Annotated in this window: 16 protein-coding genes; 13 read left to right on the top strand and 3 right to left on the bottom strand. The window is 52.9% G+C overall.

The genetic code is table 11. The features are described 5' to 3' along the window. Positions 1 to 17 precede the first annotated feature (17 nt). The 3 genes from B5F54_RS00900 (at position 18) to B5F54_RS00890 (ending at position 2,629) form a co-directional block, all read left to right on the top strand. Positions 18 to 377, top strand: a complete 360-nt coding sequence (locus tag B5F54_RS00900) for a biotin/lipoyl-containing protein (RefSeq protein ID WP_087229161.1) — start codon at positions 18 to 20, stop codon at positions 375 to 377. A 43-nt stretch (positions 378 to 420) separates the two neighbouring features. After that, positions 421 to 1,824, top strand: coding sequence for an oxaloacetate decarboxylase subunit alpha (locus B5F54_RS00895; protein WP_087229159.1), 1,404 nt, complete (start codon positions 421 to 423; stop codon positions 1,822 to 1,824). A gap of 196 nt (positions 1,825 to 2,020) precedes the next feature. Next, entirely contained in the window at positions 2,021 to 2,629 is a 609-nt protein-coding gene (locus B5F54_RS00890; protein ID WP_087229156.1) for a sugar O-acetyltransferase, read from the top strand. Between the two features lie 150 nt (positions 2,630 to 2,779). On the opposite strand, the gene pyk is transcribed toward B5F54_RS00890, so the two are convergent. Beyond that, complete coding sequence (gene pyk, locus B5F54_RS00885) at positions 2,780 to 4,531, bottom strand: pyruvate kinase (RefSeq protein WP_087229153.1); 1,752 nt, start codon at positions 4,529 to 4,531, stop codon at positions 2,780 to 2,782. A 189-nt stretch (positions 4,532 to 4,720) separates the two neighbouring features. On the opposite strand from pyk, the gene B5F54_RS00880 reads away from it, so the two are divergent. The 7 genes from B5F54_RS00880 (at position 4,721) to B5F54_RS00850 (ending at position 11,044) form a co-directional block, all read left to right on the top strand. Further along, the gene (locus tag B5F54_RS00880) at positions 4,721 to 5,530 is read left to right on the top strand and encodes a M15 family metallopeptidase (protein WP_172749488.1); all 810 of its coding nucleotides are present in this window, start codon (positions 4,721 to 4,723) and stop codon (positions 5,528 to 5,530) included. Positions 5,531 to 5,627: 97 nt separating this feature from the next. Beyond that, the gene (gene rpmE / locus B5F54_RS00875) at positions 5,628 to 5,837 is read left to right on the top strand and encodes a 50S ribosomal protein L31 (RefSeq protein WP_054323125.1); all 210 of its coding nucleotides are present in this window, start codon (positions 5,628 to 5,630) and stop codon (positions 5,835 to 5,837) included. 84 nt (positions 5,838 to 5,921) lie between these two features. Next, complete coding sequence (locus B5F54_RS00870; RefSeq protein ID WP_087229147.1) at positions 5,922 to 6,545, top strand: YigZ family protein; 624 nt, start codon at positions 5,922 to 5,924, stop codon at positions 6,543 to 6,545. 156 nt (positions 6,546 to 6,701) lie between these two features. Further along, entirely contained in the window at positions 6,702 to 7,700 is a 999-nt protein-coding gene (locus B5F54_RS00865; RefSeq protein WP_087229145.1) for a deoxyguanosinetriphosphate triphosphohydrolase, read from the top strand. 24 nt (positions 7,701 to 7,724) lie between these two features. After that, positions 7,725 to 9,491: a DNA primase gene (gene dnaG, locus B5F54_RS00860; RefSeq protein ID WP_087229141.1), complete on the top strand. Its 1,767-nt coding sequence runs from the start codon at positions 7,725 to 7,727 to the stop codon at positions 9,489 to 9,491. A gap of 12 nt (positions 9,492 to 9,503) precedes the next feature. Continuing rightward, entirely contained in the window at positions 9,504 to 10,607 is a 1,104-nt protein-coding gene (rpoD, locus tag B5F54_RS00855; protein WP_087229139.1) for an RNA polymerase sigma factor RpoD, read from the top strand. A 14-nt stretch (positions 10,608 to 10,621) separates the two neighbouring features. Further along, positions 10,622 to 11,044, top strand: a complete 423-nt coding sequence (locus B5F54_RS00850; RefSeq protein WP_087229136.1) for an RrF2 family transcriptional regulator — start codon at positions 10,622 to 10,624, stop codon at positions 11,042 to 11,044. A gap of 141 nt (positions 11,045 to 11,185) precedes the next feature. Here the strand turns inward: B5F54_RS00850 and B5F54_RS00845 are convergent, their stop codons facing one another. Then, positions 11,186 to 11,608: an Hsp20/alpha crystallin family protein gene (locus tag B5F54_RS00845; protein ID WP_087229133.1), complete on the bottom strand. Its 423-nt coding sequence runs from the start codon at positions 11,606 to 11,608 to the stop codon at positions 11,186 to 11,188. Positions 11,609 to 11,660: 52 nt separating this feature from the next. Beyond that, on the bottom strand, positions 11,661 to 12,086 hold the full coding sequence (locus B5F54_RS00840) for an Hsp20/alpha crystallin family protein (protein ID WP_087229130.1): 426 nt from the start codon (positions 12,084 to 12,086) through the stop codon (positions 11,661 to 11,663). 422 nt (positions 12,087 to 12,508) lie between these two features. On the opposite strand from B5F54_RS00840, the gene B5F54_RS00835 reads away from it, so the two are divergent. Genes B5F54_RS00835 through deoC form a run of 3 tightly spaced genes read left to right on the top strand, consistent with a single transcriptional unit; the run spans position 12,509 to position 15,111 of the window. Continuing rightward, positions 12,509 to 13,684 carry a phosphopentomutase gene (locus B5F54_RS00835; protein WP_087229127.1) on the top strand — a complete coding sequence of 392 codons (1,176 nt, stop codon included), beginning with the start codon at positions 12,509 to 12,511 and terminating at the stop codon, positions 13,682 to 13,684. 17 nt (positions 13,685 to 13,701) lie between these two features. After that, positions 13,702 to 14,418, top strand: a complete 717-nt coding sequence (deoD, locus tag B5F54_RS00830) for a purine-nucleoside phosphorylase (protein ID WP_087229124.1) — start codon at positions 13,702 to 13,704, stop codon at positions 14,416 to 14,418. 27 nt (positions 14,419 to 14,445) lie between these two features. Further along, on the top strand, positions 14,446 to 15,111 hold the full coding sequence (gene deoC, locus B5F54_RS00825; RefSeq protein WP_087229121.1) for a deoxyribose-phosphate aldolase: 666 nt from the start codon (positions 14,446 to 14,448) through the stop codon (positions 15,109 to 15,111). Positions 15,112 to 15,158 lie beyond the last annotated feature (47 nt).

The following is a 15,158-nucleotide window of genomic DNA, read 5'->3' as shown; positions in this document are numbered from 1 at the left end:
GTCAGGAGGATCACAATATGAAAACGCTCAGAATTACGGTAAACGGCACGCCTTATGATGTGCAGGTGGAAGAGGTCAGCGGCGGTGCTGCTCCTGCGGTCCCGGCTGCCGCTCCGGCACCCAAGGCGGCTCCCGCTCCGAAAGCGCCTGCGCCGGCTGCCGGCGCAGAGGTCATTTCTTCTCCCATGCCGGGCACGATTATGTCCATTGATGTAAAGGTTGGCCAGGCGGTCAAGAAGGGCGACATCCTGGTGATTTTGGAAGCGATGAAGATGGAAAATGAGATTATGGCACCCCATGACGCGACCGTTGCGGCTGTCCATGTCAACAAGGGCGACAGCGTTGAGTCCGGAACGGCGCTTGTTTCCCTCCAGTAAGAGCTTTTCATTGAATAACATTTAGGAGGGACATATCAAAACTATGGCTAATAAAAAAATTGGAATTACCGAAGTGGTACTTCGTGACGCGCACCAGTCCCTGATTGCCACCAGAATGCCGATCGGCGATATGTTGCCGATTTTGGAAAAGCTGGATCAGGTCGGCTATCATTCGTTGGAATGCTGGGGCGGCGCGACTTATGACGCCTGCTTGCGCTTTTTGAATGAAGATCCATGGGAGCGTTTGCGCACCATCCGCAAGCATTGCCCGCATACCAAGTTGCAAATGCTGTTCCGCGGCCAGAATATGCTGGGATACCGCCACTATGCGGACGATGTTGTAGAATATCTGGTGCAGCGTTCCATTGCAAACGGCATCGACATCATCCGTATTTTTGACGCGCTGAACGATATTAAGAATTTACAGACCGCCATCCGCGCGGCGAAAAAGGAAGGCGGCCATGCGCAGGTTGCCATTTCCTATACCACCGGTCCGGTCTTTACCACGGACTATTATGTGAAATACGCGAAGCGCATTGAAAATGCGGGTGCGGATTCCATCTGCATCAAGGATATGGCCGCTTTGCTCACTCCCTATGAGACCTATGACTTGGTCAAGGCGTTGAAGGGTGCGGTCAAGATTCCGATCCAATTGCATACGCATTATACATCCGGCTTGGCTTGCATGTGCATGCTGAAGGGTATTGAGGCCGGTGTGGATATGATCGACACGGCAATGTCGCCGCTGGCGCTGGGCACTTCGCATGCGCCGACCGAGTCCATGGTGGCGGCCCTCCAGGGCACCAAATACGATACCGGCCTTGACCTCAAATTGTTGAATGAAATTCGCGAGTATTTCATGCCGCTGCGCGCGAAGTATATTGAAAGCGGCCTGCTGGACCCGTCCATGCTGGCGACCAACACCAAAGCGTTGGTGTATCAGGTCCCGGGCGGCATGCTGTCCAACCTGTTGTCCCAGCTGAAGCAGGCGGGCAAGGCGGATAAGCTTGAAGACGTGCTCAAAGAGGTGCCGCGCGTGCGCAAGGACGCCGGTTATCCGCCGCTGGTTACGCCGACCTCGCAGATTGTCGGTACACAGGCGGTGTATAACGTTATCACTGGTGAACGCTATAAGATGTGCACAAAGGAATTCAAGGATCTTGTCGCTGGGAAATACGGTACCACGCCGGTGACCATCGATCCGGAGTTCCGCAAGAAGATCATTGGCGACGAGAAGCCGATCACCTGCCGCCCGGCCGACCTGCTGGAGCCGGAGCTGGAGAAGCTTCGTTCGGAGATCGCTGAGTGGTCTGAGCAGGAAGAGGACGTGCTCTCCTATGCACAGTTCCCGAAGGTGGCATTGGACTTTTTCAAAAAGCGTAGGGATGCGGAATATGGCATCAACAGCGCGCTGTCCAATGCGGAAAAGCAGGTACATCCTGTATAATTGCATAAAGATTGAAGGTGTCTCAGGGCAACAGATGGTTCTGCTTGCTTTGGGACATCTTTTATCATATAGGGAATGGAGTGAGGGATTGATGCTGCACATGCTTGCATAGGATAGAAAAACCGCAAAATCGTTCCGGTTATAATTTTGTGCATGGTTGATTTGAAGATCATAGAAAAGGGAAGGCGTGATATTCATGAAAAACGAATGGGAGAAGTGTATGTCGGGGGAATGGTATGATTGCCATGCACCCATCTTTTTGGGCTTTAAGAGCAAGGCACGGAGGCTTTTAGCCGCCTACAATGCCCTGCCATACGATCAGAAGGAAGAGAAACGGAAAATTTTAGAGGAGATGTTGGGCGGAATCGGGTCCAATGTATCCATTGGAAGCTCTTTCACATGCGATTATGGATGCAATATCTACCTTGGCAACAATGTCTCGATCAATATGAACTGTACCTTTGTGGATTGCAATCGGATTGAAATTGGTAACAATGTGCTGATTGCATCAAATGTGCAGATTTATACAGCGACACATCCGGTGGAGCTGAAGGAGCGCCTGACGCCCGATTGGGACCCGGAGAGCGGCGAATATTTTTGCAGGACATACGCGCTTCCAGTGACGATCGGGGACGGTTGCTGGATTGGCGGAGGTGCCATCCTCTTGCCTGGCGTAAGAATTGGAAGAGGGAGCGTGATCGGAGCGGGAAGCGTCGTCACAAAGGATATTCCGGAAAACTGCGTCGCGGTCGGCAATCCCTGCCGCGTGATCCGCAGGATCAATGACGTAGGACGCACGGAGTAAAGGGTTTAAGGAAAAGCCCTTTGGCAATTCCATATTATTTTATAAGAGATGTCTTCCGGGAATGCTTGGCCAGGGAAGACAAAATAAGAAGCCTGTACCGCTGTTGTAGTCGGTACAGGCTTTCTGTTGAATCGAATGCGTCTATATGATTTATTGCTGTGTAATTCCGCTGAAAACAATGCCACGGGATGCATCCAGCGTAACCGTCGTGCCGCTTTTCAGAATCTGTGTGGCATGTTCCGCGCCGGCAATGACCGGCTTATCCAGCGCAAGCCCGACGATCGCTGCATGCGAGTTGGCGCCGCCCTGCTCGGTGATAATACCGGTTGCAGACTTCATCAAGTTGAGCACCCGGTTGGTCGTTTGCGGGATGACCAGAATATCGCCGGTTTTAAACTTGGCGAGCGCTTCCTCTTCATTATTGCAGACGCAAAGATTGCCGCAAGCAATGTTTTTCGTCACACCCATGCCAGAGAGAAGAACGTCGCCAACCAGCTGAACCTTCAAAAGGTTGGTGGTGCCGGAGACTCCGAGCGGTACGCCGGCAGTGATAACGGTCAAGTCGCCGTTTTTCACGAGGCCCCTGTTGCGTGCAACGTCTACGACGTGGTTGAACAGCTCATCCGTGTTGTCTTTTTCGTCCACCATGATCGGGATGACGCCCCAGGAGAGGTTCATCTGACGGAGGACCGTGGGGTCTGTTGTGCCGCTGATAATGGGACAGCACGGACGGTATTTCGAAATCATGCGCGCAGTCTTACCGGATTTGGATACAGTCATGATCGCTACAGCGCCGAGATCGTGCGCGGTTGTAACGGTGGCATGGGAAATTGCAGAGGTCACGTTCGGCTGTTCGTCGATATCGCGCTTTTTGAAACGCCCTTTGTAGTCGATATCCTCTTCCGTACGTTCCGCAATGGTAGACATGGTTTTGAGCGCCTGGATCGGGTACTTGCCCGCGGCCGTTTCACCGGAAAGCATAATCGCGCTGGTGCCATCATAGATTGCATTGGCAACGTCGGTTGCCTCGGCGCGGGTAGGACGCGGGTTCTTCATCATGGAGTCGAGCATCTGCGTGGCGGTGATCACCTGAAGGCCAGCATTATAGCCCTTTTTAATCAGTTTCTTTTGGATGACTGGAATTTCCTGCAGAGGGATCTCAACGCCGAGGTCGCCACGGGCGACCATAATGCCATCGGAAACCCGGAGGATCTCATCGATGTTATCGACGCCGTCCGCATTTTCAATTTTTGCGATGATGCGGATGTTATGGCAATCGTGCTTTTCCAATTCTGCGCGCAGGTCGAGGATATCCTGGGCCGTGCGGGTGAACGAAGCCGCAATAAAGTCGAAGCCCTGTTCCACGCCAAAGGCGAGGTCCTCTTTATCTTTTTCGCTGATGAAAGGAAGCGAGAGATGCGCGCCAGGGACGTTGATGCCCTTATGGGAGGAGACGTCGCCTCCGTTCACAACGGTGCAGATGATGTCGGTATCCGTACAGGAGTCCACGCGCAATTCAATCAGGCCATCATCGATCAGAATCTTCGAGCCGGTTGCCACTTCCTGGGGCAGGCGCGGGAAGGTGATGCTGACGATTTTGTCGTCGCCTTCCACATCACGGGTTGTCAGTGTAAAGGTTTGCCCTTCTTTCAGTGTGACCTTTTTCTGGGAGAAGTTCCCCGTGCGAATTTCCGGACCCTTGGTGTCCAAAAGGAGCGCAACCGGAAGATTTAGCTCTTCACGAAGTTTTTTAACCATGTCGATCCGGACTTTTTGCTCTGCATTGGTTTGATGAGAAAAGTTCAGGCGGGCGACGTCCATCCCTGCAAGCATCAATTCCCGCAGAACCGATTCATTGTCCGTCGCAGGTCCAAGCGTACAGATAATTTTTGTCTTTCTCATAAATAACGCCATCCTTGAAATTTAAAATTATTTCAATATATAGTATACTAGATGTTGCGTCAAGAAAGCAATCCCAAATTATTATTTCCATTTCCTGTACAAGGAAATGCCTATTTATTGAAAAAAATTAGGTTTCGCGATACAATAAGTACAAAAATGGATTTTTTATTGTGGAAAGGGGATGATGGGATGCGCAAGAACAAAGGGGAAAAGGTGGTCAAATCGCGCGCCGGTTGGAAAAAGGCGGACCAAGTGCGTAAAATAAAAATTGTGATGACCTTTGTTGTGGTTGCGCTGTGCATTTCCATAGCGGCTGGAGCTGTTTTGGCCTGGATAGAGATTGAGCAGCCGTTTGCGGAAGAACCGAGCAGTGCGCCTGTGTCTTCCCAGCCGCCGGTATCGTCGGAGGCGGAATTACCCGTGTATGACAATACGTTTAATTTGGTGGTGGTGAATCTGGACACGCCGCTTCCGGATGACTTTACGGTCCAATTGGAGGAATACGAGGGATTCTCCTTCGAGGAGCGCATTGTGGAAGCCCTTTCAAAAATGGTGGAGGATGCGCGGGCAGATGGAATCGCCTTGGAGATCGCAGGGGGCTATATTTCCAAAGAGGAGCAGGATGCCCAGTACCAGGCGGCCGTGCAGCAGCTGATGGAGCAGGAGGGATACAGCCGTGTGCGCGCAGAAGACCAGGCGGAGAAGACGGTCGGCCGCGGCGGTTACAACGAATGGCAGACGGGGATGCTGGTGGACTTTTCTTCATCCGGAGAGGATGTGCCTTTTGAGCAGTCCCAGGCGTACCAATGGCTGATGCGAAATTGTGTGAACTATGGATTCGTGCTCCGTTACCCAGAGAACAAGACCAGCGCCACCGGGACCGCCTATACGCCTTCTTGCTTCCGGTATGTTGGAACGGAGAATGCGGTCAAGATGCGGGAATACTCCATGTGTTTGGAGGAATACGCACAGTACATCCGCCAACAGTCGGCAAATTGAATTGCAGAAAAATTGTGGGATTACCACTTGCATTTTTAGTCGTTCTATGTTAAAATTCAAACGTTAGGTTGCAGTTTGGGTGAAAGAGGTGACAGAAATGAAGGAAGCGATCCATCCGAAGTACAAAGAAACGACGATTACCTGCGCTTGCGGCAACGTGATTGAGACGAGATCCACGAAGGAAAACATCCGCGTTGAAATATGCTCCAAATGCCATCCGTTCTTTACTGGTAAGCAGAAGCTGGTCGATACGAGCGGTCGTGTTGATATGTTCAAAAAGCGTTATGGCATGCAGGACAAAAAATAATTCGGGTTTCTTTTTGATGAACTGGGCGGCGCAAAGTGATTTTGCGTCGCCTTCTGCTTTTTCTGAATCCATCGGAGGCGCGTTATGACAGAGTATAAAACCGTTCTGAAGCGGGCGGAGGATGCGTTTGTGGAACGCCGCTCGCGTTTTATCGGCCATGCGGCCCCTGTAAAGACCGAAGAAGAGGCCGTTGCCTTCATCAATGAGATGAAGGCGAAATACTGGGATGCGACCCACAATGTCTATGCATATTGCTTGCGTGACGGGCAGATCAAGCGCTATTCCGACGACAGCGAACCCCAGGGGACAGCGGGGATTCCCACCCTGGATGTCCTGCAAAAGTCCGGCGTCACGGACACCGTCGTGGTGGTTACGCGGTATTTTGGCGGCGTGTTGCTGGGCGCGGGCGGCTTGGTGCGCGCTTATTCGCATGGGGCTTCCATTGCGCTGGAAGCTGCTGGGATTGTCACCATGCGTGAATGCGTTATGGCGTCGCTTTCCTGCGACTATAACCAATATGGGCGGCTGCAGGCGTTGATCCCGGAATGCGGCGGGACGGTAGATGATACTGTGTTTGGCGAGCGTGTAACCATGTATTTCCATCTGACCGACGCCGATTTGGGGCGTATGCGGCCAAAGTTGGCGGACGCAACCTGCGGCTCCGTTGAGGTGCAGGAGGAGGGCAAAAAATTTTTTCAGGTTTTATAAAAATTATGCAGGAAATTTGCTCTTTGCCGCGTATAAAATAAATAGCGACAGGTTCTTTGGAGAGATCTGCCCGCTTATGGAAAAAGGAATAGAATCTTGCGGGGGACATTTTCCAGAGACTGGTCCGATCTTTGTAGGAAAGAAGGTGCGCCGGATATGAATGTCAGAGAACGGACCCAACAGATCGAAGAACAGACGCTATCGCCGTATGCCGCTCTTTCACGCAACACAAAGGGCAGGGACCGCCCGGAAGAGGAGTGTGAGCTCCGCACGCCTTATCAGCGGGACCGGGACCGGATTATCCACTGCAAGGCATTCCGCCGCTTGAAGAGAAAGACACAGGTCTTTTTGTCTCCGGAGGGCGACCACTATCGGACGCGCCTGACCCATACGTTGGAGGTTGCGCAGATTGCGCGCACGATTGCGAGGGCACTGCGGTTGAATGAGGATTTGACGGAGGCGATCTCTTTGGGCCACGACCTCGGGCATACGCCGTTTGGACATGCCGGGGAGCGGGCGCTGAATGAGATTCTGCCCGGCGGGTTCCGCCACTACGAGCAGAGTGTCCGTGTGGTGGAAAAGCTGGAAAAGAATGGCGCAGGGCTCAACCTGACCAAAGAGGTGCGCGACGGTATATTGCACCACACGCACGGACAGGAGGCCGCTACGCTAGAGGGGCGGATCGTGCGCTATGCAGACCGCATTGCCTATATCAACCACGACATCGACGATGCGGAGCGGGCCGGTGTTTTGGAGGAATCGCAGATTCCCAAAGCGATCACGGACCTCTTAGGGACGAGCAAGTCCGCCCGGATCAACCGCTTGGTCAATGCGGTGGTGGATAACAGCCAGGACGGGCAGATCCGCATGGACCCCGAATGCCAGGAAGCTTTTGACGAGCTGAATACGTTTATGTACCAACAGGTTTATTATAATCCCTACGCGAAGGGGGAGGAGAAAAAGGTCCCAACCTTGATCGAAATCCTCTTTACCTACTTAAAAAACCCTGATCACCTTCCGGAGGACATGAAGCGTATTGCGGAAGAGGAGGGGTGTGAGCGCGCCGCCTGCGATTATCTCGCAGGTATGACAGATCATTATGCCATCCGTCTGTTTGAGAATATTTACATCCCGGAGGCGTGGAGTCACTATTGATGGAATTGAATCGGAGGAATGGCAATGCCTTTGCCGGAAGCTTTTTTGCAGGAGCTGAAGATGCGCAGCGATATTGTCGATGTGGTGTCTTCGTATGTCAGCCTGCGGCGCAGCGGCAGGAATATGGTCGGGCTGTGTCCCTTTCACCATGAGAAAACGCCGTCTTTTAATGTGTACGCGGAAAACGGCTCGTTTTATTGCTTTGGCTGCGGTGTGGGCGGGGATGTCATCACCTTTATCCGCCGCATCGAGAATTTGGACTACATGGAAGCGGTGCGCTTCCTCGCACAGCGCGCCGGCTTGCAGGTGCCGGAGGACCGCGTGGACGATGGGATGGCAAAGCTGCGCGCGCGGATCTTGGAAATCAATCGCGAGGCGGCGCGGTTCTATCATTCCGTGCTAATGTCTGAGCAGGGCGCGGCGGGGCTTTCCTATCTGCGCGGCCGCGGGTTGACGCAAGCGACCATCCGTCACTTTGGGCTGGGGTATTCGCCGCCGTCCCGCTTTGCCTTGGTGGACTTTCTAGCCAAGAAGGGTTATCAAGAGGCGGAGATGATCCAGGCGAATGTAGCGTTTAAAGGGCGCAGTGGACGTGCATTGGACCGCTTTTTCGGCCGGGTGATGTATCCGATCATCGACCTGCGCGGCAATGTCATTGCATTTGGCGGGCGTGTGCTCACCGATGCAAAACCCAAATATTTGAATACTTCCGATACGCTGGTTTTTCGCAAAAGTGACGCCCTGTTTGCGCTCAATTTTGCAAAGAACCAGGGAGGCCAGCAGCTGATTCTGGCCGAGGGCTATATGGACGTGACTTCCCTGCATCAAGCGGGGTTTACCAATGCGGTCGCCACGCTTGGGACGGCTTTGACCATGGAGCAAGCGCGCCTGATGTCCCGTTATGCGAAAGAAGTGGTGATCTGCTACGACGCGGATGAAGCGGGCCAAAAGGCCACGGCGCGGGCAATCCCGATGCTTCGCGAAGCCGGGTTGCTGGTGAAGGTGCTCAATATCGTGGGCGGCAAGGACCCGGACGAGTACATACGCTCCTACGGGGAACAGGGGCCTGCCCGCTTTAAACAGCTTTTGGACGCCTGCGGGAATGACCTCGAATACCGCTTAGCAAAGATCCGAAGGAATTGCAATATGGAGAGCGCGGACGGGCGCGTCGCCTATTTGACCGGCGCGGCAGAGCTCTTGGCGACCTTGGACAACCGGATGGAGCAGGAGGTCTATGCGGGAAGGCTTGCAGAGGAAATTGGCATCGACCGCTCCGCCATCATGATGCAGGTGGACAAAAACAGCAAGAAGCGCCAGAAACAACAGCAGCAAAAGCAATTTCGCACCTTTCAGCAGCAGACCGCTGGGATTGGGGACGACATCAACCCCGAAAAGGTCAAACATTTGCGGGCCGCCAGCGCAGAAGAAGCGTTGCTTGCCTATGTGGTCAAATATCCCGACCATGCCAAAGAGATTTATACCCGTTTGCCGCCTGAAAAATTTTCCACTTCGTTTAATCGCCGCGTATATCAGGTGATTATGGGGAAAATTATGGATGGCAAGGACTATAGCCTTACAGATATTTCGGGGGAATTCTCCGTGGATGAAATCGGAGCAATCGCCCGCATTTTTGCCAAATATCACGATGTATCCGCCACTTGGCAGGATGCACAGGAATATATCGAAGTTATTGAACAGGAACATGCAAAACTCCGCCTGGAGGATGCCGCCTCGGTTCCGACGCAGAGCATTGAAGCGTATCTGGCGGAACTAAAGGCGAAGAAGAAATAGGGGGATTTACAAATGGGAACAGGAGCAACACCGGACAAGAAAACGGTCATTCGAGAATTGATTGAACAGGGGAAGGCAAAAGGGCAGCTCTCTACAAAAGAGATTCTCGACGCTCTTGGCGAGCTGGACTTTGAGCCGGAACAGATTGAAAAATTTTACGACACCTTGGAAGCGCAGGGAGTGGAAATTATCGAGGACTTTGCAGACGCTCCCTTGGACGACATCGACTTTGCCGCCGAAGCTGCCTCCGACGAAAATCTGGAATCCAGCCTCAGCACCGAGGGCATTGCGATTGACGACCCTGTAAAGGTGTATTTGAAAGAGATCGGCCGCGTGCCGCTGCTTTCCCCGGAAGAGGAAATCGACCTGGCTATCCGGATCAAGGAGGGGGATGAAGCGGCGAAAAAGCGCCTGTCAGAGGCCAACTTGCGCTTGGTCGTCAGCATTGCCAAGCGCTATCTGGGCCGTGGGATGCAGTTCTTGGACCTGATCCAAGAGGGCAACCTGGGCCTGATCAAGGCGGTGGAGAAGTTCGACTATACCAAGGGCTTTAAATTTTCCACCTATGCGACGTGGTGGATCCGGCAGGCGATCACCCGCGCGATAGCGGACCAGGCGAGGACCATCCGTATCCCGGTCCATATGGTGGAGACCATCAACAAGGTAAAGAAAGTCTCCAGCCAGCTGCTGCACACCAACGGGCACGAGCCGAGCGCGGAGGAGATCTCCGCAGAATTGGACATGCCGGTGGACAAGGTGCGGGAGATCATGCGGGTTGCGCAGGAGCCCGTCTCTTTGGAAACACCGATCGGCGAAGAGGAGGACAGCCATTTGGGGGATTTCATCCCCGATGACGACGCCCCCGCCCCGCAGGACGCAGCTTCCCATACCCTTTTGAAGGAACAGCTTGCGGATGTACTGGACACCCTCACCCCCCGCGAGGAAAAGGTGCTCAGCCTGCGCTTTGGCCTGGAGGACGGCCGCTCCCGCACGTTGGAAGAGGTAGGCAAGGAGTTCAATGTCACCCGTGAACGCATCCGCCAGATTGAAGCCAAGGCCCTGCGCAAGCTTCGCCATCCGAGCCGCAGCAAAAAGCTGAAAGACTTTTTGGACTAAGAGGTGGACAAGCGATGCACATGACCCTGGAGGCGGACTATGCGGTGCGGATCGTGGAATTTCTCGCGGCGGCCAATCAAAAGGTGGATGCGCGGACGATTTCGGAAGAAACGCATGTGCCTCTGCGCTTTGCCCTGAAGATCCTGCGCAAGCTGGTGGCGGACGACATCATGATTTCCTACAAAGGCGCCCACGGCGGGTACATGTTGGCGCATCCGGCGGGGGAGATCACCCTGCGCCGGGTCATTGAATCCGTGGAAGGCCCCTACATGATCAGCCGTTGTCAGCAGGGAGAATATGCTTGTACCCATACGGCGAGCTGCCGGTTTCATGAGATTTACAACGAAATTTCGGAAATTGTCCGGCAGAAGCTGGATTCTTACACCTTTGCGGATGTTTCGGGAGCCGGCCACCCTAGTTCGACGGAAAAATCGTGAACTTTGTACATATAGAAATCAGGCGCGATTACAAAAATCCCCCGGTGCAGCGTAAGGCTGCACCGGGGGATTTTATCGATACGGTGTTTTGCCAGGGGCGTTCATACCCCTTCTTTTAGGAAACTGGAGGATACACCCGTATTAGTGAATTTCAATGCGGCGGTTTGGAGTGACCGTCGCCTCCTTCTTTGGCAAAGTCAGCTCCAATACACCATTTTCATATTTCGCCTGGATACCGCTTGTGTCGATCCCGGAGACATCAAAGCTACGGCTCATAGAACCATACCGTCTTTCGCGGCGGATGTAGGTGTTGTCATCCGTTTGCGTTTCCTCTTTATGCTGTGCGGAAATGGTCATCCGGTCGCCGTCCATGTCGATATGGATATCCTCTTTGTTGTATCCAGGAAGATCGGTCCGCAGCAGGTACTGATTGCCCTGGTCGATGATATCGGTGCTGCACGGAACGACGCTGCTCTCCGAATTGCCCCAGAAAGCGCGGTTCATTTGGTCGAGATAATTGAAAAGATTGCTGGTTCTGCGCTCAAATGGAATCAAATCAAACATGATAAAACCCTCCGTTTTGTTCTTTTGTAATCATGCAATGGAATACTGGCCATTACTGAATTTCAATCCGATGGTTTGCGGGAACCGTCTCCTGCTTCTTAGGCAGATCCAGCTCCAAAACGCCGTTTTCAAATTTTGCCTCGATATGATCGGCGTCGATGGACGAAATATCAAAACTGCGGCTCATGGAACCATACCGTCTTTCGCGACGGATAAAGTTGTTCTTCTGATCTTCCGTTTTGTTTTCTTCCGAGTGTTCCGCGGAGATCGTCAAACGGTCGCCTTCGATGTCGAGGTGAATGTCTTCCTTTTTGAAGCCCGGCAGGTCGGCCTTCAAAACAAAGCGGTTGCCTTCATCGAGAATATCGGTCTTGCAAGGTGCGATGTCGGTGTTGCCGCCGAAGAATGCACGTTCCATATCATCAAAATAGCGGAATAAATCATTGTTTCTATGTTCAAAAGGAATCAAATCAAACATAAGTCATAACCTCCTTAACGGCTTCTATCATTTTCTATCAATGTAATGGATTGTGGGTTCTGCAAGAAAGTCTTTTCAAGCGAACCACCTTCTTTCCTCTTTGGCTCTCTTGCTGTCTACGCTTTTTAGTATAGGGTTCGGCTGTTAAAAATGTTTTTCAAAATTGCGAACAAACTGTTAATTTTAGCACTCTATACTTGAGAGTGCTAAATACAAATGGCGCAACTTTTTAAAATGCGATCTCGTTGCATGTCCTTTCAGAAGACAGAAATATATGTCTTGAACATAGCGGAGAACACAGTTGTTTCAAGTTTTTCCTGCAAAATGATAGTCAATTTAGGAAGACTGTACTATAATGATTATTTAAGAAATACAAAGCATATTTTAAGACCTGTCGATCGAAAATCTATAGGAGGCATATTATGAAGCGCGTTTTTTTGATGGTGCTGGACAGTGTGGGGATTGGAGAAATGCCGGACGCTGCACAGTATGGCGACGCGGGAAGCAATACGCTGGCCGCAGCGTCGAAAAGCCCCTATTTTTCCATGCCCCATATGCAGGAGCTTGGCCTTTTTAATATCGATGGCGTTACCTGCCGTCCGGCGGTGGAGCACCCTTCGGCAGCGTTTGCACGCATGACGGAACTCTCCAAAGGGAAGGACACCACCATCGGCCATTGGGAAATTGCAGGGATCGCGTCGCCCAAGCCGCTTCCAACGTACCCCAACGGCTTCCCACAGGATCTTCTGGCGGAATTCAGCCGCCGGGTGGGGCGAAAGGTGTTGTGCAACCGGCCCTATTCGGGGACGGAAGTAATCAAAGACTATGGGAAAGAGCATGTGGAAACCGGCGCGCTGATTGTTTATACTTCTGCGGACAGTGTCTTCCAAATCGCGGCGCATGAGGCGGTAGTGCCCGTCGAGGAGCTTTACCGCGATTGCCGGATTGCACGGGAGCTGTTGACCGGGGAGCACAGCGTTGGACGGGTGATTGCACGGCCGTTTACAGGCGAATATCCGAATTATGTCCGCACGAAGAACCGCCATGATTTTTCGCTCCTTCCGCCGGGCACCACCATGCTGGATCAGCTTTCCGAAAATGGATTTGACGTGATTGCAATCGGGAAAATCTATGATATATTCGCTGGAAGAGGGATTACAAAGGCCATCCGCACCGGCGGCAATGACGAGGGCATTGCGCGGGCCATCGAGTGGACAAAGCGCGATTTTCAGGGGCTTTGTTTCATCAACCTGGTGGACTTTGACATGTTGTATGGCCACCGGAATGATGTGGAGGGCTATGCAAAGGGACTGACAACCGTCGACCGGGCGATCCCGGAAATTTTGGCGGGGCTGCGGGAAGACGATCTCCTGATGATTACCGCCGACCACGGGTGCGATCCAAGCACACCATCCACGGACCATTCGCGGGAATATACGCCTTGGATCATTGCAGGGCCAAACGTAAAGGCAGGAACAAACTTGGGAACCCTGCCGACTTTTGCGGACATTGGCGCAACGATTCTTGATTTCTTTGGCGTCCCTCAGAAAATTACAGGGACATCGCAATTGGGAAACATCATAACAAAATCATTTTGAAAAACAGGAGGATTTGTATGGCTACAACTACACCGACGCCGCACAACGCGGCCAATCCGGGCGACATCGCCAAGACCGTTTTGATGCCGGGCGACCCGCTCCGCGCGAAATTCATTGCAGAAACGTACTTGGAAAACCCGGTCTGTTTCAACACCGTTCGCAATATGCTGGGATATACCGGCACTTACCAGGGAAAGCGCGTTTCCGTGATGGGCAGCGGGATGGGGATGCCGTCCATCGGCATCTACTCGTATGAGCTGTACCATTTCTATGATGTGGAGACCATCATCCGCATCGGTTCCGCTGGGGGAATCGCGGATCACGTACATGTGCGTGACGTCGTGATTGGGATTGGCGCGTGTACCGATTCCAATTATGGCTCGCAATTCCACCTGCCGGGTGCGTTTGCACCCATTGGAGATTTTACGCTTGCGCAGAAGGCGGTGCAGTATGCGCAGAAACATAAGATTCATACGGTTGTGGGGAATGTCCTGTCTTCGGATACCTTCTATGGGGACGATCCCGACGCCCTTCCCGCGTGGAAGAAGATGGGCGTGCTTGCCGTGGAGATGGAGTCCGCGGCGCTGTATATGAATGCGGCACGCGCGGGGAAGCGGGCGCTCTGCCTATTGACCATTTCCGATTGCCCGTTCACCGGGGAATCCCTCTCGGCGGAGGAGCGGCAGACCAGCTTCCGGGAAATGATGGAGATTGCGCTCGCAATCGCGGAATAAATTCAAACGGGAAAAGGATGAATGCATATGGACCGTCAGAAAACTTTGAGTATGGTCGACCACACCCTGCTCACGCAAACGGCGACATGGAAGGAAATCCGACGGATTTGCGACGAAGCCATCCGCTACGGGACGGCCTCGGTCTGTATACCCGCCAGTTATGTGAAACGCGCCAAGGAGTATGTGGGAGATCGAATGGCTGTATGTACGGTCATCGGGTTTCCAAACGGGTATTCCACAACGGCGTCCAAGGTGTTTGAGACGCAGGATGCCATTGCCAACGGCGCGGATGAGATTGATATGGTGGTCAATATCGGGTATATCAAAGACGGCCTTTACGATTTGCAGCTTGACGAGATCCGGCAGATCAAACAGGCGTGCGGCGGCCATATCCTGAAGGTGATTGTTGAAACCTGCCTGTTGACCAAGGAAGAAAAGATCCGCATGTGCCAGGTTGTCACAGAATCCGGAGCGGCCTTCATCAAAACCTCTACAGGCTTTTCAACGGGCGGCGCAACCTTTGACGATGTGGCGCTATTCCGGAAGTATGTTGGCCCGCAGGTGCGCATCAAGGCGGCAGGAGGGATTTCCTCGCTGGAGGATGCCGAGCGGTTTATCGAGCTTGGGGCGTCTCGGCTGGGCACCAGCCGCATCGTCAAATTGATCCAGCAGGAAGAGGCACACGGCGATTAAGCCGGGCAGACCGGCAGGACAGAAAAAAGGCCGCCGCAGGGAAGAAA

The sequence above is a fragment of the Anaeromassilibacillus sp. An250 genome, assembly GCF_002159845.1.
In the GTDB taxonomy this organism is placed as follows: Bacteria; Bacillota; Clostridia; order Oscillospirales; family Acutalibacteraceae; genus Anaeromassilibacillus; species Anaeromassilibacillus stercoravium.
This window is presented reverse-complemented; position numbering and strand designations above follow the sequence as displayed.

What these genes read in the sequence shown, in the direction of transcription:
- B5F54_RS00900 (WP_087229161.1), top strand. Translation starts at nt 18, where the DNA reads ATGAAAACGCTCAGAATTACGGTAAACGGCACGCCTTATGATGTGCAG.
- B5F54_RS00895 (WP_087229159.1), top strand. Translation starts at nt 421, where the DNA reads ATGGCTAATAAAAAAATTGGAATTACCGAAGTGGTACTTCGTGACGCG.
- B5F54_RS00890 (WP_087229156.1), top strand. Translation starts at nt 2,021, where the DNA reads ATGAAAAACGAATGGGAGAAGTGTATGTCGGGGGAATGGTATGATTGC.
- pyk (WP_087229153.1), bottom strand. Translation starts at nt 4,531, where the DNA reads ATGAGAAAGACAAAAATTATCTGTACGCTTGGACCTGCGACGGACAAT.
- B5F54_RS00880 (WP_172749488.1), top strand. Translation starts at nt 4,721, where the DNA reads ATGCGCAAGAACAAAGGGGAAAAGGTGGTCAAATCGCGCGCCGGTTGG.
- rpmE (WP_054323125.1), top strand. Translation starts at nt 5,628, where the DNA reads ATGAAGGAAGCGATCCATCCGAAGTACAAAGAAACGACGATTACCTGC.
- B5F54_RS00870 (WP_087229147.1), top strand. Translation starts at nt 5,922, where the DNA reads ATGACAGAGTATAAAACCGTTCTGAAGCGGGCGGAGGATGCGTTTGTG.
- B5F54_RS00865 (WP_087229145.1), top strand. Translation starts at nt 6,702, where the DNA reads ATGAATGTCAGAGAACGGACCCAACAGATCGAAGAACAGACGCTATCG.
- dnaG (WP_087229141.1), top strand. Translation starts at nt 7,725, where the DNA reads ATGCCTTTGCCGGAAGCTTTTTTGCAGGAGCTGAAGATGCGCAGCGAT.
- rpoD (WP_087229139.1), top strand. Translation starts at nt 9,504, where the DNA reads ATGGGAACAGGAGCAACACCGGACAAGAAAACGGTCATTCGAGAATTG.
- B5F54_RS00850 (WP_087229136.1), top strand. Translation starts at nt 10,622, where the DNA reads ATGCACATGACCCTGGAGGCGGACTATGCGGTGCGGATCGTGGAATTT.
- B5F54_RS00845 (WP_087229133.1), bottom strand. Translation starts at nt 11,608, where the DNA reads ATGTTTGATTTGATTCCATTTGAGCGCAGAACCAGCAATCTTTTCAAT.
- B5F54_RS00840 (WP_087229130.1), bottom strand. Translation starts at nt 12,086, where the DNA reads ATGTTTGATTTGATTCCTTTTGAACATAGAAACAATGATTTATTCCGC.
- B5F54_RS00835 (WP_087229127.1), top strand. Translation starts at nt 12,509, where the DNA reads ATGAAGCGCGTTTTTTTGATGGTGCTGGACAGTGTGGGGATTGGAGAA.
- deoD (WP_087229124.1), top strand. Translation starts at nt 13,702, where the DNA reads ATGGCTACAACTACACCGACGCCGCACAACGCGGCCAATCCGGGCGAC.
- deoC (WP_087229121.1), top strand. Translation starts at nt 14,446, where the DNA reads ATGGACCGTCAGAAAACTTTGAGTATGGTCGACCACACCCTGCTCACG.